This is a genomic window from uncultured Corynebacterium sp. (assembly GCF_902489365.1).
Taxonomy (GTDB): Bacteria; Actinomycetota; Actinomycetes; order Mycobacteriales; family Mycobacteriaceae; genus Corynebacterium.
In genome coordinates, this window is the sequence record NZ_CABTZR010000002.1 from 57,045 (window position 1) to 77,606 (window position 20,562).

Annotated in this window: 24 protein-coding genes; 8 read left to right on the top strand and 16 right to left on the bottom strand. The window is 61.5% G+C overall.

Going from position 1 to position 20,562, the window contains the following annotated elements; translation table 11 throughout:
• Positions 1-22: 22 nt before the first annotated feature.
• The 4 genes from RDN59_RS00595 to RDN59_RS00610 all read left to right on the top strand — a co-directional run bounded on the left by RDN59_RS00595 (position 23) and on the right by RDN59_RS00610 (position 3,869).
• The gene (locus RDN59_RS00595) at positions 23-1,102 is read left to right on the top strand and encodes an alpha/beta hydrolase family protein (RefSeq protein WP_308606098.1); all 1,080 of its coding nucleotides are present in this window, start codon (positions 23-25) and stop codon (positions 1,100-1,102) included.
• Positions 1,103-1,112: 10 nt separating this feature from the next.
• Complete coding sequence (locus RDN59_RS00600) at positions 1,113-1,319, top strand: hypothetical protein (RefSeq protein ID WP_308606099.1); 207 nt, start codon at positions 1,113-1,115, stop codon at positions 1,317-1,319.
• Between the two features lie 199 nt (positions 1,320-1,518).
• A complete protein-coding gene (locus RDN59_RS00605) occupies positions 1,519-1,983 on the top strand; it encodes a hypothetical protein (RefSeq protein WP_308606100.1) in 465 nt (154 codons plus the stop codon).
• A 245-nt stretch (positions 1,984-2,228) separates the two neighbouring features.
• Complete coding sequence (locus RDN59_RS00610) at positions 2,229-3,869, top strand: ABC transporter ATP-binding protein (RefSeq protein WP_308606101.1); 1,641 nt, start codon at positions 2,229-2,231, stop codon at positions 3,867-3,869.
• A gap of 6 nt (positions 3,870-3,875) precedes the next feature.
• On the opposite strand, the gene lepA is transcribed toward RDN59_RS00610, so the two are convergent.
• Positions 3,876-5,723 (bottom strand): translation elongation factor 4, encoded by a 1,848-nt coding sequence (lepA, locus tag RDN59_RS00615; protein WP_308606102.1) that lies wholly within the window; start codon positions 5,721-5,723, stop codon positions 3,876-3,878.
• An 18-nt stretch (positions 5,724-5,741) separates the two neighbouring features.
• Between lepA and RDN59_RS00620 the strand changes: the two genes are divergently transcribed.
• The 4 genes from RDN59_RS00620 (at position 5,742) to RDN59_RS00635 (ending at position 8,626) form a co-directional block, all read left to right on the top strand.
• A complete protein-coding gene (locus RDN59_RS00620; RefSeq protein WP_308606103.1) occupies positions 5,742-6,263 on the top strand; it encodes a type II toxin-antitoxin system PemK/MazF family toxin in 522 nt (173 codons plus the stop codon).
• A gap of 118 nt (positions 6,264-6,381) precedes the next feature.
• A complete protein-coding gene (rpsT, locus tag RDN59_RS00625; protein ID WP_010190855.1) occupies positions 6,382-6,645 on the top strand; it encodes a 30S ribosomal protein S20 in 264 nt (87 codons plus the stop codon).
• Positions 6,646-7,455: a DNA adenine methylase gene (locus RDN59_RS00630; RefSeq protein WP_308606104.1), complete on the top strand. Its 810-nt coding sequence runs from the start codon at positions 6,646-6,648 to the stop codon at positions 7,453-7,455. It abuts the gene before it with no gap.
• Positions 7,448-8,626 carry a hypothetical protein gene (locus RDN59_RS00635; protein WP_308606105.1) on the top strand — a complete coding sequence of 393 codons (1,179 nt, stop codon included), beginning with the start codon at positions 7,448-7,450 and terminating at the stop codon, positions 8,624-8,626. Before RDN59_RS00630 ends, RDN59_RS00635 begins: the two co-directional genes overlap by 8 nt.
• On the opposite strand, the gene RDN59_RS00640 is transcribed toward RDN59_RS00635, so the two are convergent.
• The 15 genes from RDN59_RS00640 to RDN59_RS00710 form a co-directional block, all read right to left on the bottom strand.
• Positions 8,623-9,264: a LysE family translocator gene (locus tag RDN59_RS00640; protein ID WP_308606106.1), complete on the bottom strand. Its 642-nt coding sequence runs from the start codon at positions 9,262-9,264 to the stop codon at positions 8,623-8,625. The genes RDN59_RS00635 and RDN59_RS00640 overlap by 4 nt on opposite strands.
• Positions 9,261-9,629: an ankyrin repeat domain-containing protein gene (locus RDN59_RS00645; RefSeq protein ID WP_308606108.1), complete on the bottom strand. Its 369-nt coding sequence runs from the start codon at positions 9,627-9,629 to the stop codon at positions 9,261-9,263. Before RDN59_RS00645 ends, RDN59_RS00640 begins: the two co-directional genes overlap by 4 nt.
• Before the next feature lie 11 nt (positions 9,630-9,640).
• On the bottom strand, positions 9,641-10,588 hold the full coding sequence (holA, locus tag RDN59_RS00650; RefSeq protein WP_308606110.1) for a DNA polymerase III subunit delta: 948 nt from the start codon (positions 10,586-10,588) through the stop codon (positions 9,641-9,643).
• Entirely contained in the window at positions 10,585-11,835 is a 1,251-nt protein-coding gene (locus tag RDN59_RS00655) for a ComEC/Rec2 family competence protein (RefSeq protein WP_308606112.1), read from the bottom strand. Before RDN59_RS00655 ends, holA begins: the two co-directional genes overlap by 4 nt.
• Positions 11,832-12,434 (bottom strand): ComEA family DNA-binding protein, encoded by a 603-nt coding sequence (locus RDN59_RS00660; protein WP_308606113.1) that lies wholly within the window; start codon positions 12,432-12,434, stop codon positions 11,832-11,834. The genes RDN59_RS00655 and RDN59_RS00660 overlap by 4 nt, the downstream gene beginning before the upstream one ends.
• A gap of 104 nt (positions 12,435-12,538) precedes the next feature.
• Entirely contained in the window at positions 12,539-13,327 is a 789-nt protein-coding gene (locus RDN59_RS00665; RefSeq protein WP_046648993.1) for a DegV family protein, read from the bottom strand.
• Positions 13,327-14,025 (bottom strand): histidine phosphatase family protein, encoded by a 699-nt coding sequence (locus tag RDN59_RS00670; protein WP_308606115.1) that lies wholly within the window; start codon positions 14,023-14,025, stop codon positions 13,327-13,329. Before RDN59_RS00670 ends, RDN59_RS00665 begins: the two co-directional genes overlap by 1 nt.
• On the bottom strand, positions 14,022-14,489 hold the full coding sequence (gene rsfS / locus RDN59_RS00675) for a ribosome silencing factor (RefSeq protein ID WP_046648992.1): 468 nt from the start codon (positions 14,487-14,489) through the stop codon (positions 14,022-14,024). Before rsfS ends, RDN59_RS00670 begins: the two co-directional genes overlap by 4 nt.
• A gap of 95 nt (positions 14,490-14,584) precedes the next feature.
• On the bottom strand, positions 14,585-15,202 hold the full coding sequence (nadD, locus tag RDN59_RS00680) for a nicotinate-nucleotide adenylyltransferase (RefSeq protein WP_308606116.1): 618 nt from the start codon (positions 15,200-15,202) through the stop codon (positions 14,585-14,587).
• Positions 15,195-16,043 carry a cutinase family protein gene (locus tag RDN59_RS00685; protein WP_308606117.1) on the bottom strand — a complete coding sequence of 283 codons (849 nt, stop codon included), beginning with the start codon at positions 16,041-16,043 and terminating at the stop codon, positions 15,195-15,197. The genes nadD and RDN59_RS00685 overlap by 8 nt, the downstream gene beginning before the upstream one ends.
• 10 nt (positions 16,044-16,053) lie before the next feature.
• Complete coding sequence (locus RDN59_RS00690; RefSeq protein WP_308606118.1) at positions 16,054-16,959, bottom strand: cutinase family protein; 906 nt, start codon at positions 16,957-16,959, stop codon at positions 16,054-16,056.
• A 189-nt stretch (positions 16,960-17,148) separates the two neighbouring features.
• Complete coding sequence (locus RDN59_RS00695) at positions 17,149-18,417, bottom strand: glutamate-5-semialdehyde dehydrogenase (RefSeq protein WP_308606119.1); 1,269 nt, start codon at positions 18,415-18,417, stop codon at positions 17,149-17,151.
• A 74-nt stretch (positions 18,418-18,491) separates the two neighbouring features.
• A complete protein-coding gene (locus RDN59_RS00700) occupies positions 18,492-18,998 on the bottom strand; it encodes a DUF1707 domain-containing protein (protein ID WP_308606120.1) in 507 nt (168 codons plus the stop codon).
• Positions 18,998-19,903, bottom strand: coding sequence for a D-isomer specific 2-hydroxyacid dehydrogenase family protein (locus tag RDN59_RS00705; RefSeq protein WP_308606121.1), 906 nt, complete (start codon positions 19,901-19,903; stop codon positions 18,998-19,000). The genes RDN59_RS00700 and RDN59_RS00705 overlap by 1 nt, the downstream gene beginning before the upstream one ends.
• A 15-nt stretch (positions 19,904-19,918) precedes the next feature.
• Positions 19,919-20,562: NAD(P)-dependent oxidoreductase (locus RDN59_RS00710; RefSeq protein ID WP_308606122.1), on the bottom strand; the 644-nt coding region annotated here is incomplete at its 5' end.

Below are 20,562 nucleotides of genomic sequence, written 5' to 3' on the forward strand. Positions count from 1 at the left end.
ATCTGTATTAAGGTAGCCGTTTATGAAGCTCTTCTCCGCGCTGGTGGCCAGCTCCCTGATGTTCACGCCCGGCTCCTCCTACCAATTGTCGAGCCGCGACGAGGCCTCATCGCAGTGGGCCGTCGACACCATGTTCAACGTTATCGACGGTTTGGGCACCTCCTCCCATCTGCTTACCGACGCGTGGTCCACGGTGCAGGAAGAATACCCGTACCCGATTAAAGAAATCGACGAGGTCTCCCTCGTTGAGCGGCGTGCCACCGACGAACCTGGCCGTGAGAAGTGGATCATCTCCTCGCCGTCGATGGGGCGCGACATTCCTGTCGACGTCGTCGTGGGCAACGGCGGGCCCGTTGTGTACTTTCTCGAGGGCGTAGACTCCCCGGAGACCTCGAACTGGATCACCAAGGGGCATGTGAAGCGCGTCTTCGGCGAATCCGACGCCAGCATCGTCATCCCCTCGCAGGGAGCCGGATCCATGTGGACCGATTGGAGAGAGGATGACCCGAAGTTGGGCCGCCACAAGTGGGAAACGTTCCTCATCACAGAACTGGCTCCGCTAGTGGAGTCGGAGCTGAACCACAACGGCAAGCGCGGGCTCATTGGGTTGTCCATGGGCGCGTCGGGCGCGGTGATGATGGCGAACAACAACCCGGGTTTCTTCAATGGCGTGGCGGGCATTTCCGGCTGCTATTCCACCACCAGCCAGGTGGGCCAGGGCACGGTGGACTTGACGGTGCGTACTAAAGGCGGTGACCCGAAGAACATGTGGGGGCCGCGCGGTTCGGAGGATTGGCTGCGCAATGACGTCATGTCCCACCCGGAGGGGCTGCGCGGCACGGCGCTCTATCTCGCCGCTGCCTCGGGCGCGTGGACGGACGAGGAACTGGCGGCCTACCCCGGGAAAACCGTCAATGATCGCATCGGGGGCACCCTTTTGGAGGCTGGCTCGCGTCGCTGTACGGAGGAGTTTTCCGCCGCGCTTGCCGACGCCTCAATCCCCCACACCACCGACTACCTCACCGACGGCACCCACGACTGGGTGATGTTTGGCAAGCAATTGCAGCCGGCGTGGGATGCGATTAAACCGGCTCTCTACTAACGTCGACGGCATGTCCCGATTCCGCAGCATTTTCATCCCCGCCGCCATCCTCGTGGCAGGGCTCGTCATCCTTGCAGTGTTCTACGTCGGCTTAAGCCGTCATTACAACTCACAGGAGCTGCAGACGCTTATCGACGGCGCCAATGCCAACGGCCAGGACTATACCGTCGTCATCCACAACGAGCTGACTGGGAGCTATTCCTTTAACGCCCAGTAATACAGCGTTCCGGTTACGGGGTCGAGGCACAACACTCAAATCTTCCTTGCCGAAAATGAATGCTGGAATCGACTTGATTTCCTCAGAGAGCAACAAAATACTGGATACTGGGCTAGATCTGCAACCTGCTTTTTCGACAGGACTTTAAATAACGGTTCAGGAGCCTGGATCATCCGCCCTATATAACCTAGGAGACCCCATGTGGCTTGACGGATATCAACAGCAATTCGGAAACCGGCTAGAGGACTTCCTCACAGAAACAGTCCCCACAGTGCTCACAGAGCTGACATCTTCCCAGAAGAAGCAAGTTACCGATGGCGCACAAGAGTTTCCCGTCGAACCCCTTCTCGAAATCCTCAATTCTAAACACAGCTATGAAGACACAGTCTCCCGAATCATAGCCGTAACGGGGATATGGATGAATGCCGCATCAGGGAGCCAGTGGTGTGTTGGTCCTCTAAACAGCACAGATTACTCTGAAAGAGTAGGCATAGGAGTCAGATGGGGCGAGATCGCTTTTTCGCCGTTGTCGAACATGTCGGAGAATCTGGTAGATTCATTTCCCACTTGGCCGGGCGTACTCATGGAATTTTCTCGCATGCAAGAGGCGGATCGCGATTATTACAAACAGAGAATCCTGGAAACTCGTCCAAAGCAAAAATGATGTCCAACCGCTGCGCCGGCTCACGCCATCCTCATCGCATCGGTAGACCTCGCTTGACGGTTCGCCGTGGTACATAGCCCGGCTTCTAAGCAACGACTGACCCTCGGGACTGCAGGACGATAGACCTGATGCATTAAAAACTCTAAGCACCTACCTCGGAAACGAATTCAGACCCGGGCCAGTCCCCTTCGGATAGACTCATCTGATATCACGATAATCACGAGTCATTTAAAAATGGATTCCGAATGCAACTTATACGACAAGTCATTACACAATCTTGGAAACTATCGCCTTGGAACAACTTTTTAGTCCTCGTCTCCATTGTAATTTCGTCAATTTCTACAGTTATTGCCCCGTATGTTCTCGGAAGTGGAGTCAACTCTCTCCTTAATAGTTCAAACAGAGAAGACTTCATTACAATTGGCCTAAAGCTTTCTATAACCTATTCTCTGATTTGGTTTTTAGGAGCATCCGCGAGATACATATTACTTCCAACGTATGGAACGATTGAGCAAAAGCTGCAGTCAGAGCGAATGGCTAGGTCTCTCACCGATAGCATCGATGCCAGCCCTAGCGCACGATCACATGCTGATAACGGAGAGATCTCATTTGCCATTGATAGCGAGGCTTCCGCTTATCGTGACACTTTATCCAGCATCTACCTGTCTATATTGCCGGCAACCATTTCTTTAGCCTCCGGCATTTTCCTAGTCGTTATTGCCAGCACTTGGTTAGAAGGAATAATCCTCACAGCAGCCATTGTGACCTATTGTGTGGTCAGCTATCGGCTAATCCAAAGCCACCAGAACGCCCAGACAAAGTTTTTCAAAGAGAGCATGCGCAGTTTCGGCGTCCTAGGGAATTCTTTGTCCCTCTGGAAAGAAGCGACAGTGTTTTCTACCCAAGCATTTTTGGAATCTCGCTATAGAAAAGATCGAAGCACAGTAGAACGCGCTGGAGTCTATTCCTATACCATGACGCGGCGGCTGTATGTTGCCCAAGGAATCGTTTTAGCAATAACGATTTGCGTTCTCATTATAGCCATTATCCTTCGAACAAATAATGGAGATGCGCAGGCAATCGGATCAATTATTTCGTCTACAGGAATCGCCATTGCAGCCATTACGCCTCTTCAATCCGTCGGATTTGGAGTGTCCACACTCGCTGTTTCAGTTTCCCATGCGAGTGAAGCAAGCGAAAAGATTCGCCCAACGGGGTTCATCGCCGCAACAAGCCAAAACGTGGATTTGTGGAATGAGCAAATACTGCGTTTGTCTGACATGGCAGCTTCGGCACACCAGCGACATGAACAAAGACCAATCTGGGTTCTTGGTCCAAGCGGCTCAGGGAAAACGACGGTTTTGGAAGGGTTCCTAAATCTAAATGAGTATTCGTTACCCTTGCAACAAGAATCTTGTGAGATAAGGGAAAATTCAACGTATGCGCCTCAAAGCGCAAGCCTGTTAAACGCCAACGCCATAGACAACGTTGTTTTTGGCAGATCAATAGCCGTGTGCAAAGCTGACGAGTTACTCACAGCAGTAGGACTACACGAGTTTTCTTCAACGGGCTGCAAGAAGAACTCCGATGTAGCGGGTGAAGACGGTGGGGCATCCGGTGGGGAAAAACAAAGAATCGCCTTGGCACGAGCATTGATCGCTAAGCCTGGGTCAATTGTGGTCCTCGATGAGCCAACCAGTAGCTTAGACAAGAATTCACGGGCATTGGTGTGGGGAATTATTGAAGATCTTGCACGCGAAAAAACGGTCATTGTTTCAACGCACGATGCCTCAGCACCTATTCGTCACGACGATACGGTGCTTCAATTAACCAATGCCAATGAAGCACCTTCATCAAAGCGAAAAGAGCCTCCCAGTGAAGCTTAGTTTCTCTTAATCGCTATCCGTGGACAGCGCCGCCACGAAAGCCTCCTGCGGCACCGACACGGAGCCGATGGACTTCATACGCTTCTTACCCGCCTTCTGCTTCTCCAGCAGCTTGCGCTTACGGGAGATATCGCCGCCGTAGCACTTGGCCAACACGTCCTTGCGCATTGCGCGGATGTTTTCACGCGCGATGATCTTCGAGCCGATGGCCGCCTGGACAGGCACCTCGAACTGCTGGCGTGGGATCAGCTCCTTGAGTTTCTTCGTCATCTTGTTGCCGTACCACTGTGCGGATTCGCGGTGCACGATGGCAGAGAAGGCATCCACCGGATCACCGTTAAGCAGAATATCGACCTTCACCAAGTCCGCCAGCTGCTCGCCGGCCTCCTCATAGTTGAGGGAAGCATAACCCTTGGTACGGGACTTCAACATGTCGAAGAAGTCGAAGATGATTTCGCCCAGCGGCATGGTGTAGCGCAGCTCCACGCGGTCCTCAGACAGGTAGTCCATGCCGCCCATCTGGCCACGCTTGGACTGGCACAGCTCCATCGTCGAGCCCACAAACTCCTCCGGCACGATGATGGTCATCTTCACAATCGGCTCGTAGACCTCACGCAACTTGCCGCCGGGCCAGTCCGACGGATTGTGCACCATGGACTCCTCGCCATCCTCCGCCACCACGCGGTAGGTCACCGAGGGAGCCGTGGAAATCAGATCTAAGCCAAACTCGCGCTCCAGACGGTCGCGCGTGATTTCCATGTGCAGCAGGCCCAAGAATCCACAGCGGAAGCCGAAGCCCAGGGCGACGGAGGTCTCGGGCTCGAAGGTGAGGGAGGCGTCGTTAAGCTGCAGCTTCTCCAGCGCGTCACGCAGGTCCGGGAAGTCCGCCTGGGAGATGGGGAACAGGCCGGAGTAGACCATGGGGTTCGGGTCGGCGTAGCCCTTGAGCGGCTCGCTCGCGCCATTCGACGCCCACGTAATCGTGTCACCCACCTTGGTCTCACGCACGTTCTTCACGCCGGTGATGAGGTAGCCCACCTCGCCCGGGCCCAAGCCCTTACACTTCTGCATGGTGGGGCTGACGATGCCCACCTCCAGCAGCTCGTGGTTGGCACCCGTAGACATCATGGTGACCTTCTGGCGCGGGGTGAGCTTGCCGTCCATCATACGGATGTAGGTCACCACGCCGCGGTAGGTGTCATAAACGGAGTCGAAGACCATAGCGCGGGCCGGGGCATCGGGACCGAACTCGGAGGTGGGCGCCGGGACAAGCTCCGCAACCTTATCCAGCAGCTCCGGCACGCCCTCGCCGGTCTTGCCGGAGACGCGCAGCACCTCTTCCGGCTCGCAGCCGATGATGTGGGCGATCTCCAGGGCGTACTTCTCCGGGTCGGCCGCGGGCAGGTCGATCTTGTTGAGGACCGGGATGATCTCCAGGTCATTCTCCATGGCCAGGTAAAGGTTGGCCAGGGTCTGGGCTTCGATGCCCTGGGCGGCGTCGACAAGCAGGATGGCTCCCTCACACGCCTCCAGTGCACGCGAAACCTCGTAGGTGAAGTCCACGTGGCCGGGGGTATCGATCATCTGCATGACGATCTCCTCCCCCTTGCACGCGCCGGATTGAGGAATCCAGGGCAGGCGCACGTTCTGCGCCTTAATGGTAATGCCGCGCTCGCGCTCGATATCCATGTTGTCAAGGTATTGGTCGCGCATGTCGCGCTCCTCCACCACCTGCGACAACTGCAGGATGCGATCAGCCAGCGTCGACTTGCCGTGGTCGATGTGGGCGATAATGCAAAAGTTTCGGATCTTGGACGGATCCGTAAACGTAGTGGCCGCGAAGTTTGTAGACATGTGTTTAGAATAGACGACATGTCTAGGTTGGCACGCATTCTCGGTATCGGAGGCCCTGAGCCTGTCGATGTCGGTCTCGAGCGCATCACCGAAGGCCTAGGACTAAACCAGAACGATTCCGTGACGGAACCCCGCAAGGCCGCCGACATTCGTGTCGAGTGTGCCGACGCCCACCCGCGCAGCGTCTTCTTCACCCCCGACATGGACGGGCAGGCAGACTCCGGGGAAGTCGTGTGGGTGTGGGCACCCTCGGATGGCAAGCAGTCCCCGCCGCGCGAGCGGGCCGTGCTCATTGTCTCGCGGACGCGCACCACCGTGCTGGGTCTGCTCATTTCCCCCAACCCGGGCCACGCAAACAAAGAGGAATGGCTCGATATCGGCACTGGTGAGTGGGATGAATCCGGCCGTCAGTGCTGGATTCGGATGGACCGCGTGCTGGAGATCTCCGAGGAACAATGCCGCCGACAAGGCACGCTCTTCCCGGAACGCCGCTTCGAACGCATTGCTAACCGGCTGCGCTCGCGTTATCACTGGGCCTGATTTGGGAATTCGGTCCGAGCCCTGCTAAATTTTTTGGGATGCCGGGGCACGCTGGCGGTCAGGACCTTGGGTCCGCCTTCCTCGGTTACACATTCCTACGACTCTAAGAGGTATAACGATGGCAAACATCAAGTCCAAGCAGAAGCGCATCCTGACCAACGAGAAGTCTCGTCAGCGCAACAAGTCCGTACGCTCCGCCGTGCGTACCGAGATCCGCAAGTTCCGTGAGGCCGTCGCCGCTGGCGACAAGGCTGCAGCCGAGAAGCAGCTGCGCGTTGCCTCCCGCGCACTGGACAAGTCCGTGTCTAAGGGCGTCTTCCACCGCAACACCGCGGCTAACAAGAAGTCCGGCATGGCCACCGCCTTCAACAAGATGGCCTAAATGAAACCGCTCCTGAAGTGGGTGGGGGGAAAGCGCCAACTGCTGCCCGTTATCCACTCCAAGCTGCCCGAGAGTTTCGACACTTATGTCGAACCATTCTTGGGCGGTGGAGCGGTTCTTTTTTCTTTGGCGCCCGAACGCGCCCGGGTCAATGACCTGAACACCGAGCTCATCACCGTCTACGAGGTGGTCCGCGATAACGTGGACGAGCTCATCGCCCTGTTAAAGGGCTATCCGAATGATTCGGATTTCTTCTACGAGATGCGCGCCCGCGACCGTGAGCCGGGTTTTGCGCACGTGAGCCCCGTCGAACGGGCTGCCCGCACGATTTTCTTGAATAAGACCTGCTACAACGGGCTTTACCGGGTGAATAACGCCGGCCAGTTTAATGCCCCGTTTGGCCGCTATGCCAACCCGAAGATTTGCGATGAGCCCAATCTGCGCGCGGTCTCGGAGTACTTGTCCACCCACGACGTGACGTTTTATAACGGCGACTACGCTGCGGTGGAGGCCAACGAGGGGGATTTCGTTTACTTCGATCCGCCCTATGATCCGGTCAACCCCACGAGCAATTTCACCGGCTACCAGTCGGGTGGTTTTGGCCGCGCGGATCAGATTCGGCTGAAGGAAACCTGCGACGATCTCAACGCCCGCGGGGTGAAGTTCCTGCTGTCGAATTCGGCGACGGACTTCATCAAGGAGTTGTACGCGGACTACCGCATCGACATCGTGGGTGCCACGCGCGCGGTGAATTCCGTGGCCTCGAAGCGCGGCAAGGTCGATGAGGTGCTCGTGCGCAATTATGCTTAACGACGCCGCCTGGGACCTCGTCTACCCCCACATCGCCGCCGACATCGCGGCCCAGGGCTTCGCGATACTGCCCGCCGCGAAGCTTAAGGAGCTATCGGGCCGCGAGCCGCGGTTGATGGCCAAGCATGACTTTTCGGCAGCGCGCCCCGAGGTGTTTCGACAGCACGGGTTATCCATGCTGCCGATGCGCCGCGATGCCTACCTGATTGGCCGTTTTGACCTGTACCAGCCTTTCCCGGAGCAGGCCGGGCCGCTGAAGTCGATGCCGGTTCCCAGCCACATCCAGTCCATTGACTTCGAGAACCTGACGTCGGAAGCCGCGGCGCTGACCGCGGCGAGCTTAAGCGGGATGCTCGATGATTTCCTGGGAGGGGAGCTGGTGCCCACGGTCAGCGGGCGCATGTCGACGCTCACTCTGCCCATGCGTATCGGCGGGCGCGATGTCGTGGTGGACCGCGCCCAGATGGAGATTGATGCCGGCTTCGAATCCGCCGAGCACCTCGTGCTCGTGGAGGCGAAGAACCACCTTTCCCCCGACTTCAATATCCGCCAGCTCTACTTCCCTTTCCGCCGCTTCTCGCTGGCTTTAGAGAAGGAAGTGGTGCCGGTCTACTTGGTCTATTCCAACGGTGTTTTCCACTTCTACCGCTACGCGTTTAGGCAGCCGGAGGACTTCCGCAGCATCGAGCTGGTGAGCGCGGCTCGCTATGTTTTGGGCGAGTCAGGCGTAACTGACGCGACGGTGCGCGCGGTGCTGGCGCGCACGCAGGTCGAAGACACGCGCGTACCTTTCCCCCAGGCGGACTCCTTTGCAAGGGTCATCAGCTTGCTGGAGAACCCTGTGGATAAAGCGGATATGCCCGAGAAATTCGGCTTTACCCCGCGCCAGGCTGATTATTACAGCAACGCCGCCCGCTACCTAGGTCTGGCCAAGCTCAGCGGCACGCGCGATGAACGCAATCTCACCCTCATCGAGGCCCTGGCTTCCCGCCCGGTGTTCCGGGACATGGTGCAGCACGTCGTGGATACCCACCGAGCGGTGAATAAAGAAGAAGCACTGGTCTTCATGCGCGCGGCCAATCTGGGGCTCAACGATACGACCCTGCGCCGCCGCTCCGGCACGGTCGCGGCGTGGTCGCAGTGGCTCAAAGAGCTGCTCGAGCAGGCCTAGGCGGCCTGGATGCCGGCCCACACCAGGGCGCAGCCAGCCACCACGAAGAAAACGCCGGAGGCGATGTCGATCCACGGGCCGGCGGCCAGCAGACGGCGGCGAATCGCGCGGGTAGAAATGACCGTCGAGAGGACAACAAACAGCAGGTAGCTCGACAGCGATAGGCTGAGCACCAGCGCCACCGAAAGCCACACCGGTGGGTGGGGCGGCAGCAGCGGGGCGACCATAGCGGCGAGGAAGAGAACGATCTTCGGGTTGGACAGGTTGGTGGCCAAACCCGTGCGGAAGACCTTGCCCACCGAGCCCAAGCGAGCGGCCGCCTCCTCCTCATCGACGGGCGGCTGCTTGCGCAGCTCCAACCCAGAGCGAATGGAGAGCACGCCCATGAAGACCAGGAAACAGCCACCAATCACCTGAATCAGCGAGAGGACGCCAGGGAAGGCGGTGAGCAGGGCGGCCGCGCCGAACACGGTCAACGTGCACCACAACAGCACGCCCACCTGGATACCGGTTGCCGCCGCAATGGCGTGGCGGCGCGAGCGCGTAGCATAGCGCGTCACCAGGACGATGTCGGGGCCGGGCGCTGCCGCGCCGACGAGATTCATCAGTAGGATGGCCGCGAACGCGGACCAGCTCATGACAGGCGCTCGAGTAGGTCCTCGCGGCCGAACATGCGGGCCGAGTCGAGGGCGTTGGGCTGGCCGGCGGAGGGGTCGGCGCCGGCGTCGAGAAGCGCGTCGATCACCGCGTCCTCCTTCTTAAAAATCGCCCCAGCCAACGGCGACTGGCCGCGATCGTTGAGGAGGTTGACGTCGGCCCCCGCCGCAGCGAGCTGGCGTACCAGCTCCGCATGGCCGTGATAGGCGGCAAGCATGACAAAGGACTGCCCGTCCTGGTTCACCATGTCCACGTTGACGCCCTGCTTGATGTACTCGAGCAGTGTGGCATCGCCATTACGGGCAAAGTCGAAAAGCTTGGTGGCAAAGTTCTGGATGTCATCCATGGAGGGTTAGTCTAGCGCGCCAGCTCCGCCACCCGTTTAACGGCCGCCTCGATGGCGAAGTCCTCGTCCCCGCCCTGGCCCTTGACCGCGGCGTCCAGTTCCGACATGAGGATGACGGCCTTGGTGATATTCTCCCCCGACCAGCGCCGCGCCACCGGTTGGGTGAGTTTAATCGCATAGGGCGCCATGCCGGTCTGGGAGGCCAGCGAATACTGATCCCCGCGCGCAGTGTACAGGCGCGCGATATTGCCCACCTTGTTGGCCAGCGCCGAGGCGATCGCCACGGGGCTAGCCCCCAACTGCAGCGCGCGGCGGCACGTGGAGACCGCGGCCTCCCCGCGGCCTGCCACAGCAGCATCCGCGATATCCCAGTTGGCCACCTCGGCCACACCCACGTAGTACGCGTGCACCGCCTCGCGGGTCACCTTGCCCCCAGTGTCGAAGACGAGCTGCGAGATGGCGGAGGCGAGCTCGCGGAGGTCGGAGCCGACGCCGTCGAGAAGCGCCTGCACCACATCCGGGGTGGGCCGCACTCCGTGCGAAGCGAACTCGCGGGTGGCCCACTGCGCGAGCTCGTTCGGGTAAAGCGAAAAGACCTCATGCACCTCGGCCGTCTTGCGCAGCGCCGCGATGAGCTCCGGCGGCTTCTTCTTTTTCTTCAGTGTCTTCGCCGTCACCGAGTACATCAGGATAAGCGTGATGCCGGGCATGGGGTTAGCGCAGGCGTCGAGGAGGATCTTCGTGACCTCCTTGCCGGCCCTCTCCACGTCGCTGATGACGATGACGCGGTCCTCCCCGAACAGGGAGGGGCTGGTCGCTTCCAGGATCTCGCCCTCGCTGACCTCGGAGGCCTTGAGCTTGGTTACCTCGCCGTGTTGGATACTCAGGCGGGCGCGCTCGGCTAGGAATTCATCATCGCCGAGGATGAGGTGCACGGGGGCTGAAGACATGCCTGTCATCTTAGCAACGCCGCGATGATCCACCCGCCGAGCAACAGCACCGCGATGGGGCCCGCTACCACGGTGGTCACGGGCATCGAGGAGGCGACAAAGTGAACCCAATCCGCCAAGGGCTCAATGAGGATCACGAGAGGCCTGCCCAGCCCCACCTGCGCCAGGGCGGCGGCGATAAGCCCCACGACGGTGATCATCGGCACGACTGGGGCCACCAGCACGTTGGCGATGACAGAGACCACCGAGACCCGCCCAGACATGAGCGCGATGAGTGGCATGGTCACGATATCCGCGGCAATGGCCACGGCGAAGGCTCGCGCAACGATGCCAGTCCCCAGCACCCGCAGCAACAGGGGGCTGAGCGCCACGATGCCGGCGGTGGCCGCCACGGAGAGCGCGAAGCCGAAGCTGACGGCCAGGTCGCTGTCTGCCGCGAGGAGGAACAACACGCCGAGGGAGAGAGCATGGAGCGGTTCCATCTTCGAGGAGTGGAGCACCGCCACCAAGCCGGCCAGCCCAGCGACGGTGGCGCGCTGGACGGAGGGCTCCCACCCCACGAGACCCACGAATAACGCTAACGCGCTTGCCGACGCCCCCACCCGCGCCCGCGGCCCCGGCACCACCAACGCGGCCGCGGTACACACGATGGCAACGTTGGAGCCGGACACGGCACTCAAATGCGATAGCCCCGTATCGATATAGAGCTGCTTGTCCTCGGGGGTTTGCAGGCTGGTATCGCCCAGCACCATGCCGGGGATGAGGCCGTTATCGCACACGGCGCGGAAGTTCTCCGCCACTGCGGCTGTCCAGCTGTGGGCGTGCGCGGTGAGTTCACCGCTGAAGACGGTCTGCCCTACCCCTACCCGGTCGGACGGACCGGGGTGGCCGTGCACCGTGACGAGGGAGCCGCTGAAGGCCTCTGGCTTCTCCTTGAGGAAGACCGGCAGCTGCGCCGGGTAACCGGGCACGCGCAAGCGCACCATCCATCCGGAGGTAGTCTGTAGAGGATCGGCGGCCAGCTTTCCCGTGACATCCGTACCGAAGTGAAAGTCCGCTGCGCGCACCGAGCGCACATGCGCAAGGATGGCGAAGATGGCCCCACTCGCCGCGCACAGTATCCCCTGGCCGCGCCATTGCCCGCGCAGCAGTGCGAACGCCACGAGCCCACCCAGCAGCCAGGGGTGGCCGAAGAGCACTGCGAGAGCGGCCAACCATGCGACCACCGCGGCGGGCACCAGCCGCAGTTCTCTCACGTCCGAACCTTGTCCTTGAGCTTCGCGAACTTCGCCGGCCCGATGCCGGAAACGTCCATGAGCTGCTCCACGGTGGTAAAGCTCCCGATTTCTTCGCGGTGTGCCACGATTGCCGCTGCCGTGGCCGGCCCCACCCCGGGAAGCTCAGTGAGTTCCTCCGCGGTGGCGGAGTTGAGGGAGATAGTGTCTTCGGCCGCGGCACCTGGGGCAGCGGAAGGAGCGCCGACGGTGATCTGTTCGCCGTCGTTAAGCTTCTGCGCCAGGTTGAGGTTGTCGGTGGGAACGCGTGGGCGCGCGACCTCGAGGGCGTCGTTGATACGCGCGCCCGGCGCCAAGGTCACCAGGCCCGGCTCCTCTACGTCGCCCACGACGGAGACCACGATGTCGGCCGCTACCTCGCTGCTCGGCGCGGCAACCTCATAAGGGTTCTCCGCGCTGCGGCTCAGCCCCAGCCAGGCGAGGAGCGCAACGCCAGCTAAACCCGCTACGACAAGCGCCAGCCAGGGTGGCACGCGCACGCGCGGAAAGTCGACGTTGAGCAGTTCTTCTTCCCCGGTGGGGCGGGTGAGGTCACGGAGGCGATCAGCAATGGCGTTCATGCCCGCGACGCTACGCAGCGTCTCAGCACGCGTCGAGAGCTTGAGCCGCAGCCTGTGGATAACTTGTTGCAGGCGTCAACAACGTCTTTAGCTCGGCTCCGCCGTCAGCTAAAGACCGCGGAGACGCCGATGGCTCCGGGGCCGACGTGGACCGCGAGGACGTCGGTAAGCGGCACCAGCATGAAGGAAGAGTCCGGCAACGCCAAGCGCAGCAGGTCCTCCAATCGGCGGGCCGAGACCTTGTCCTCGTTGTACTGGACCACGATGAACGCCGGCTTGCCCTCCGCGCGGGAAGCCACCAGATCCACGAGCTTGGTAAAGGCCTTGGTTTGCGTGCGGGTCTTGCCCACCATCTCCAGCTTGCCGCCCTCAATCGCCATGATCGGCTTGGTGGCCAGCAGCGCGGTCGACAGCATCGCCGTGGCCGCGGACATGCGCCCGGAACGGCGAAGCTCCTCCGTCGAGCTGAGATAGACCAATGTGTGCCCGCGCTCGAGGGTGTTGATGGCGGCGGCATAGCACTCATCGAGTGACGCGCCTTCCTGGGCAAGCTTGGCCGCGGCCATGGCAGCCGCCCCCATGACCATGCCCGCGGTACCGGAATCGATAACGCGCACGGTGTCAGGGAAAACCCCGGAGGCGGTCACCGCCGCCGACCACGTCGAAGACAGCTCCTTCGACAGGTGGATCGCTAGCACCCCGTCATCCCCGGAGCGCTCCATCTGACGGCCATACAGGGCCGCTAGCTCTAGGGCAGTCAGACCAGAGGTGGACAGCTCCGCGCCATCCTTGCCGTGGCTTTCCATGACGTGCAGGTCCACGACGCAGATGTCGAGTTCCTCGACAATATCCGCCGGCAACCCCGCGGCGGAATCGGTGACGACGCGAATCACTAGACGTCCGCCCCTGCACCACCAACGACAGCACCGCCCATATTCCAACCGTCAAAGTACCATTGGGCGCGGGCGACGTTCTCCGGGGTGAATTCCAGCGGGGAGAGCGGACGAGCGGCGTCGAACTCGGGCCGCGCGGTCAGCTGCGACCAATGGGTATTTTTCAGACCGGAAAGAATCCCGTACTGGTGGTGCTCAAGGCCCAAAAGGTGGCAGGTCAGCGCGGAAATGGCGCCGCCGTGCGCGACGACAAGCACCGCGCCTTCATCCCAGTCCGAGTGCTCCTGCATGAGCTCATCAATGACCGGGCGGGCGCGGTTGGCCACGTCAACGCGGCTTTCGCCCTGCGGTGGCGCCCAGGTGGGGTCGTGGCGCCACAGCGCACGCGCCCCGGGGTACTGCTCATCCACCTCGGCGGAGGTCATCCCCTGCCACTCCCCCAGGTGGGTTTCACGCAGGCGCTTATCGACGGTTACCTCAAGCCCCAAGTGACGAGCGATGATCTCAGCGGTTTCGCGGGCACGGATGAGATCCGAAGCGACAATCGCGGTGATGTCTTTATCCTCGAGCAGATCAGCGGCAGCGCGCGCTTGGGAGTACCCTACGTCCGACAGCTCGGTGTCCAGGTGCCCCTGCATCCGTCCGGTGGCGTTGTACGTGGTTTGCCCGTGGCGGATGAGGAGGAGACGGCGGGTCATAATTCGTCATCTTCCGGCTCTGGCTGGGCCAGGGGAATCTCATCGATCGAGTCCACGTCGCGCGGGTTGACTTCATCAGACCACTCGCCGGGCCTTTCTGGGGTATCCAGACCGGGGATGTCGAGAAGCGGGCAGTCGTGGTAGAGGCGATCCAGGCCGTAGAACTCGCGCTGATCGTTGCGCTGGACGTGGACCACGATGGGGCCATAGTCGAGCAGAACCCAGCGGTTCTCGCGGTTGCCTTCACGGCGTTTGGGCTCAAAGCCCTGCTTGGTCAGCTCGTCCTCGACTTCCTCGACGATGGACGCCACCTGGCGCTCGGTATCGGCAGAGGCCAAGACGAAGACCTCGGTAATCGCCAGCACGTCGGAAACGTCAATAGCGGCAATGTTGGTGGCCAGCTTTTCATCCGCAGCCAAGGCGGCGGTTTCCGCCATCTGGCGTGCTTCATCAGTAATCGACATGACAATCCCTACACAAGTACTTTTCTCTTAAGAACTCTAGTCTTACACGACATGGCGCATTTTCCTAGTCGGATTCCCCCGCGAATGCGCGGAAACTACAGCGGTTTTTCCGGGTGCGGGCTGTAGAGGTGATTCTTGGCAATGTATTGCACCACCCCATCCGGCACCAGGTACCACACCGGCTGGCCCTGCTGGGCGCGGGCGCGGCAATCGGTGGAGGAAATGGCCATGGCGGGAATCTCGATTAGCTCGATGTCGTCTTGGGAGCCCTCCGGCAGCATGTCCTTGCGGAGCTCGTAGCCGGGGCGGGTCACGCCGACGAAGTGCGCCATCTCCAGCATCTCTTCCCAATTCCGCCAGCTCATGATGGAGGCCACAGAATCCGCACCGGTAATGAAGTAGAGCTCGGCATCGGGGAAAAGCTCGTGCAAGTCCCGCAGCGTATCGATGGTGTAGGTGGGGCCCTCGCGGTCAATGTCTACGCGGGAGACGGTAAAGCGCGGGTTTGATGCGGTGGCCACCATGGTCATCAGGTAGCGGTGCTCGGCGGCGGTGACCTGCTTATCGGCCTTTTGCCAGGGCTGGCCGGTGGGCACGAAGACCACCGTATCGAGGCGGAAACGGTGGGCTACCTCGCTAGCAGCGACGAGGTGGCCATTGTGGATCGGATCGAAGGTGCCGCCCATGATGCCGATGCGTTGTGGACTAGTCATGGCTGGTGAGTATACCGGCCACAGCATCAATGACCTGCACGTCCTGCTCAGTAGGCTCCCCCAGGAAGTAGGAGGCGTGGCGCTTGGCCTTCGTGGCCAGGGCGCGGTTGGCGGCTTCCACGGAGAAGTCGCAGACGAAGTCACCGTCCAAGCAATAATCGACGGCGCGGTGTTCCGGCAGCCCGGCGCGGTTCTGAGCCCACGGCACCTGGTGGAGCGGATTGCCGAACGTAAGCACCGCATGCAGGCGCCCGGTATCAGCGAGGTAGCTTTCAACGCTTGTCGTGACGAGCGCGCCCTGCGAGTAGCCAGCTGCCACCCAGCGCGGGCGGCAGCCGGTGGTGGCTTCATAGTCTTCGACCACCTTCGGGGCGTTGCGAACACCGGTGCGCAGACTATCGACGACCCCCAGCGTCACCGAGTACGCCAAGTCCCCAATGGGGGACTGCTGGAGGATCTCCATGATTCGCCGCACGACGTCACGCGGGCTGAGTTCCTCCCCCTCCTGTGCCAAAGGCGGCAGGTTCATGGCGGCAGGGTATGCCTCCGGATCGAGCGCTAGCACATAGACGCCATCCATAGCGCCCGGATGGCGCTGCTCGACCTGGTGAAACAGCGCAGCAAAGTTACGTCCCTCAAAGCCCGTGGATTCTGGTGCACGCGCGGAGTAGCGCTGCGGGCCCACGTATTCGCCTTGCTCCTCGTTCTGATCCGAGCCGCGCGCGACGAGCACCGCGGTCTCGGGGCAGGTGTCAACACCGCTCGCCGAGGCCACAGGAACGTTCAGAAGAAACGCTGCTGCGCCAAGCGCGGCACACATGCTAAAAGAAGGAGGCTTCACACTTTCCTGTTTAGCGGAAACGAACGCTGTCTACCATGCTGCCGATGGAATCATAGACCTGGTTATCCCACTCGTGGTAGGTGAAAAAGTACTGGCCGTGGGAGCCGCCAGTGGGCTTAGCGGCGTAGAGGGTGTGGGCGGAGAGGTCGCACACGGCATCGAGGGGCAGGCAGTAGTCCACGCGGCTGACGTTGGCACGCAGCTGCGGGAAGTGGCCCATCGGGCCGCCCGCGCCCTGGGTCGCGCCGACAACGGCCGGATCGCCGGCGCGGGTCAGCGGGTTACCAAAGGTCACGACACCGGCGAGCTGGTCGCGGTGGGCTAGCTCCAGCTCGTGGTTGGACAGGACCATAGCTCCTTGGGAGTAGCCGGACAGGATGTACTGCGGGTGGCAGCCGGTAGCGGCTTCATAGCTGTTGATCGCGCTGGTCACCCCGCGCTTTCCGGTCTGTACGGAGTACATGAACTGGTTGATGGCGGAGACCGCGGTGTTGATGACGGGGTTGGCGTACTGTGCGGCTAGGCGCACCAAATCGGCCGCGGTGGTGGGAAGCGACTCGTTCGGCACGGAATACTCCGGGTACGTCGCCGGGTAGTATTGCGGCTCCAGCCCCAGCACGTAGACGTCCTTCATCAGCGAGTTGCCACCGTGGGTTGCCTGATAGCGCGCTTCAGCGCCGCGCAGCATGGCACGGATGGATTCGCCCTCCCACCCATTGGAGGCCCGGCCACCCTGGTTGGAATACTGCGTGGGGTAGATCTGGCCGTTCTGGCCGGAGCCGCGCGCGGCGACGACCACCACGGCGGGGCACTGTTCGTCGGCATGCGCGACGGGTGCGGAAATGGTGTGGGGGACGATGAGGGCGGCTGCGGCCACGACGGCGGCTGCTACGGAGGAAGCAATGCGAGACAGCATGAGGGGAAGGCACCAATCAGTTCATTGTTATTACTGCGCTTTAGAGTACCCAGTCCTCTCCCGCCGCGCAGCACGAACCCCGCGCAAGGCCAACAATCTACTCGAAAAGTTTTCGAGTAGATTGTTTTGCGCAGGTCAGGCTCGAAAAATTCCTTTCGAGTAGCTTTCGAGTAGCTTTTCGAGCTGGTTCTAGGGGCGGGTCTGGCCGGTGCCCTGCAGCACCCACTTGGTAGACGTCAGCTCCGGCAAAGCCATTGGGCCACGCGCGTGCAGCTTCTGGGTAGAGATGCCGATCTCGGCGCCCATACCGTAGACCTCGCCATCAGTAAACGCGGTGGAGGCGTTGAGCATGACCGCTGCGGCATCTACCTCGTTGGCAAAGGTCAGCAAGACGTCGGCGTCCTGAGCCGCAATGGCTTCGGTGTGGCCGGTGGTGTACTCAGCAATGTGCGCGATGGCGCCATCAACGCCGTCGACCACCTTGGCGCAGATATCCATGGAGAGGAATTCCTCGCGCCACTCTTCGTCGGTGGCCTCCACGGCGTCCTTAACTCCGAAGGCTTCGAGATCCTTCACATCGCCGTGGATGGTGACCCCTGCCTCCTGAAGGGAGGTGATGATGCGGAGCTTGGCAGCGTCGTCCAGTGCGGCGTCGATCAGCACGCCCTCTGTGGCATTGCACACCGAGGTGCGGCGGGTCTTGCCGTTGACCACCATGTCGATGGCCTTGTCCAAGTCGGCGGAAGCATCGACGTAGAAGTGGCAATTGCCGGTGCCGGTCTCGATGGCGGGGACGGTGGCGTTTTCCACCACGGCGTTGATAAGGCGCGCGCCGCCGCGCGGGATGACCAGGTCCACCAAGCCGCGGGCGGTGATGAGATCCTGCACGGAATCATGGGTCTCACAGGGCAAAAGCTGCACGCCTTCGCGCGGCAGATCGAACTCCGCGAGGGTGTCTTGGAGTAGCTCCACGAGCTTGGCGTTGGAGTTCTTCGCGGACTTGGAACCGCGCAGCAGCGGCACGTTGCCGGACTTCAGGGCCAGGCCGAATGCATCGACGGTGACGTTCGGGCGGGCCTCGTAGACCATGCCCATCACGCCGAGCGGCACACGCACCTGCTTCATCTGGATGCCGTTATCCATGGTGCGGCCCTGCAGGATCTCCCCTACCGGGTCCTGGAGGGAAGCGACCTGGCGTAAGCCCCCGGCAATGCCTTCGATGCGGGCGGCGTCCAGCGACAGGCGGTCGATGAGGGACTCGGACATGCCATTGGCGCGGCCGGCCTCGATATCGAGTTGGTTGGCAGCGAGGATGTCCTCGGTGTGCGCAATCAGATTCTCAGCGGCGCGGTTGAGGATTTCATTCTTGCGCGGGGTGGGCAGCTGCGCGAACTGTGGCGCCACCGCCTTGGCGGCGCGGGCTTTGGACAGAACTTCTTCACGTTCGGTGTTGCTCATGCCATACCAGCGTACGGAAGGTCTGCCCGCTTGTCAGGGATTTTGTGCAGCTATGGGCGCGGATCGGCCTTTAGTTAGGCCTCGAGCTCACGGCGGCGCTCAGCTGCGGCACGCAGGCGCTCGGCGCGCTTTTTCTTCTCGCCTTCGGAAAGCTCATCGAAGAGCTCTTCATCCGACTCGCTGAACTTCAACACCCCGCGCGCAGCCCAGGAAGCGAAGAACGCGATGACGGGCGAGATCCAGAAATAGCTCCAGTCAAAGACGAAGAGGCCCAGAAAGAGCGCGATCATCGCCACCGACCAGATGACGGAATCCACTATCTGCACCTTACGTCCGCGGGAAAGCATGTCCTCCAGCTCCGCCTCGTGGCGGCGTGCGGGTGTTGTGGCGCTGGGGGTGGAAAGCTCCGGCAGGTCCTCAAAGAGCTTGGCCACGTCCCCACGCGTGCGTGCCGCAGCGGCCTCGCCGGTACGCTGCTCAAACTCATCGGGGCCTAACGTGCCGTTGACGAAGTGCTGGCTCAGTTGTTCCAGGGCCGCGGAACGCTCAGCATCGCCAACGCGGATATCGGGGTTCTCCATTAATAACCTGCCTTCGGGTCAACCAGCGTGGGCAGCTCCTCCCCCGCCGCGAAGGCCTCGGCCACCTTGATGGTGTGCGCACCAATTTTTTCGCGAACGGAGCGCTGCGTATTGGCAATGTGCGGGGTAATAACCACGCGCTTATCCTGCCACAGCGGGTGGTCCTCCGGCAGCGGCTCTGGGTCGGTGACGTCGAGTGCCGCACCCGCGATCTCCCCTGCCTCCAGTGCCGCAACGAGGTCCTCGGTCTTGATGAGCGGGCCGCGACCCACGTTAACCACCACCGCGTGATTCGGCATCTGCTGGAAAGCTTCCGCATCCACCATGTGGCGGGTCTCCGGGGTCAGCGGAGCGATAAGGACGAAGTAATCTGCCTTCGGCCAGACCTTGTCCACCTGGGAAATCGGGTAGGTCTCCTCCGCGCCCTCGACCGGGTTTCCGGAGCGGTTGACCGCGATGATGCGCGGCCCGAAACCGGAGAGCATGCTAATCAGACGCTTGCCAATGCCACCGGCGCCGATAATCGCCAACGTCTTATCGTCATAAAGGTAGGAGGTGTGGGCCTCCATCTCTGCATAGGAATCAAACGTGCCGTTAACGCGGCGGTGCGCGTGCAGCTGCGCCAGGAGCAGCGCGATGGTGGATTCCGCCACCGTGTTGTCGTAGACGCCGGCCGCGTTCGACCACGGCACGCGGCTTTCCTTCATCACTTCAAGCACGTGGTCCACGCCCGCCGAAGGAATCTGCACGAAGCCAATGTTCTCCGGGAGCGGATCCGGGAAATCGCTGCCGTCGCCGGTGTAGATGAGGAAGGAGGCCTCATCGAGCGGGGCACGCTCAAAGCCCGCGGCGTCAAGCACCTCGATGGTTTCCTCCCACGGGTGTGGTTCGATGGCGTACTTCATGCACATACTCCTTAGCTAGTATCCGGCGTCCGGGTCGACGCGCGTGGGCATGTCCTCGCCGCGCTCCCACGCGGCGGCGTTGGCATTGAAGATAGCACCCAAGTGGTACTGGGCCACGTGATCCGAGGCCGCCATGTGCGGGGTCAGCGTGGCGTTGGGGAGCTCATAGAGCGGGTGGCCATCCGGAAGCGGTTCCGGGTCCATAACCTCGAGGCCCGCTCCGGCGATCTCGCCCGTGCGCAGTGCGTCCACGAGATCATCAGTCACCACGGTGCTGCCGCGGCCGACGTTGATAAACACCGCCGAGGGCTTCATGGCGCGGAACACAGCGGCATCAAAGAGAGCTTCCGTAGCGGCCGTCGCCGGCAGGATACTCACCACGAAATCCGCCTCGCCCCATGCTTCGTCGACGCGCTCGATAGGCAGTGTTACGTCCGCGCCGTCTACCGGGCGTCCCGAGCGGTTCACCGCGGTGATGTGCGCGCCGAAAGGCGCGAGGTAGGCCATGAGCTGCGTGCCGATTCCTCCCGCACCCACGATGAGCACACGCGTCGGCCCCTGTTGGTCATAGAGCCAGGCTTGGGATTCATCGAGCTCGCGCGCCACCGACCACGACTTCGCCAGGGCGAAGGCCTTGTGGTGGTGCGCTTGGGAGAGCA

What these genes read in the sequence shown, in the direction of transcription:
- RDN59_RS00595 (WP_308606098.1), top strand. Translation starts at nt 23, where the DNA reads ATGAAGCTCTTCTCCGCGCTGGTGGCCAGCTCCCTGATGTTCACGCCC.
- RDN59_RS00600 (WP_308606099.1), top strand. Translation starts at nt 1,113, where the DNA reads ATGTCCCGATTCCGCAGCATTTTCATCCCCGCCGCCATCCTCGTGGCA.
- RDN59_RS00605 (WP_308606100.1), top strand. Translation starts at nt 1,519, where the DNA reads ATGTGGCTTGACGGATATCAACAGCAATTCGGAAACCGGCTAGAGGAC.
- RDN59_RS00610 (WP_308606101.1), top strand. Translation starts at nt 2,229, where the DNA reads ATGCAACTTATACGACAAGTCATTACACAATCTTGGAAACTATCGCCT.
- lepA (WP_308606102.1), bottom strand. Translation starts at nt 5,723, where the DNA reads ATGTCTACAAACTTCGCGGCCACTACGTTTACGGATCCGTCCAAGATC.
- RDN59_RS00620 (WP_308606103.1), top strand. Translation starts at nt 5,742, where the DNA reads ATGTCTAGGTTGGCACGCATTCTCGGTATCGGAGGCCCTGAGCCTGTC.
- rpsT (WP_010190855.1), top strand. Translation starts at nt 6,382, where the DNA reads ATGGCAAACATCAAGTCCAAGCAGAAGCGCATCCTGACCAACGAGAAG.
- RDN59_RS00630 (WP_308606104.1), top strand. Translation starts at nt 6,646, where the DNA reads ATGAAACCGCTCCTGAAGTGGGTGGGGGGAAAGCGCCAACTGCTGCCC.
- RDN59_RS00635 (WP_308606105.1), top strand. Translation starts at nt 7,448, where the DNA reads ATGCTTAACGACGCCGCCTGGGACCTCGTCTACCCCCACATCGCCGCC.
- RDN59_RS00640 (WP_308606106.1), bottom strand. Translation starts at nt 9,264, where the DNA reads ATGAGCTGGTCCGCGTTCGCGGCCATCCTACTGATGAATCTCGTCGGC.
- RDN59_RS00645 (WP_308606108.1), bottom strand. Translation starts at nt 9,629, where the DNA reads ATGGATGACATCCAGAACTTTGCCACCAAGCTTTTCGACTTTGCCCGT.
- holA (WP_308606110.1), bottom strand. Translation starts at nt 10,588, where the DNA reads ATGACAGGCATGTCTTCAGCCCCCGTGCACCTCATCCTCGGCGATGAT.
- RDN59_RS00660 (WP_308606113.1), bottom strand. Translation starts at nt 12,434, where the DNA reads ATGAACGCCATTGCTGATCGCCTCCGTGACCTCACCCGCCCCACCGGG.
- RDN59_RS00670 (WP_308606115.1), bottom strand. Translation starts at nt 14,025, where the DNA reads ATGACCCGCCGTCTCCTCCTCATCCGCCACGGGCAAACCACGTACAAC.
- rsfS (WP_046648992.1), bottom strand. Translation starts at nt 14,489, where the DNA reads ATGTCGATTACTGATGAAGCACGCCAGATGGCGGAAACCGCCGCCTTG.
- nadD (WP_308606116.1), bottom strand. Translation starts at nt 15,202, where the DNA reads ATGACTAGTCCACAACGCATCGGCATCATGGGCGGCACCTTCGATCCG.
- RDN59_RS00690 (WP_308606118.1), bottom strand. Translation starts at nt 16,959, where the DNA reads ATGCTGTCTCGCATTGCTTCCTCCGTAGCAGCCGCCGTCGTGGCCGCA.
- RDN59_RS00695 (WP_308606119.1), bottom strand. Translation starts at nt 18,417, where the DNA reads ATGAGCAACACCGAACGTGAAGAAGTTCTGTCCAAAGCCCGCGCCGCC.
- RDN59_RS00700 (WP_308606120.1), bottom strand. Translation starts at nt 18,998, where the DNA reads ATGGAGAACCCCGATATCCGCGTTGGCGATGCTGAGCGTTCCGCGGCC.
- RDN59_RS00705 (WP_308606121.1), bottom strand. Translation starts at nt 19,903, where the DNA reads ATGAAGTACGCCATCGAACCACACCCGTGGGAGGAAACCATCGAGGTG.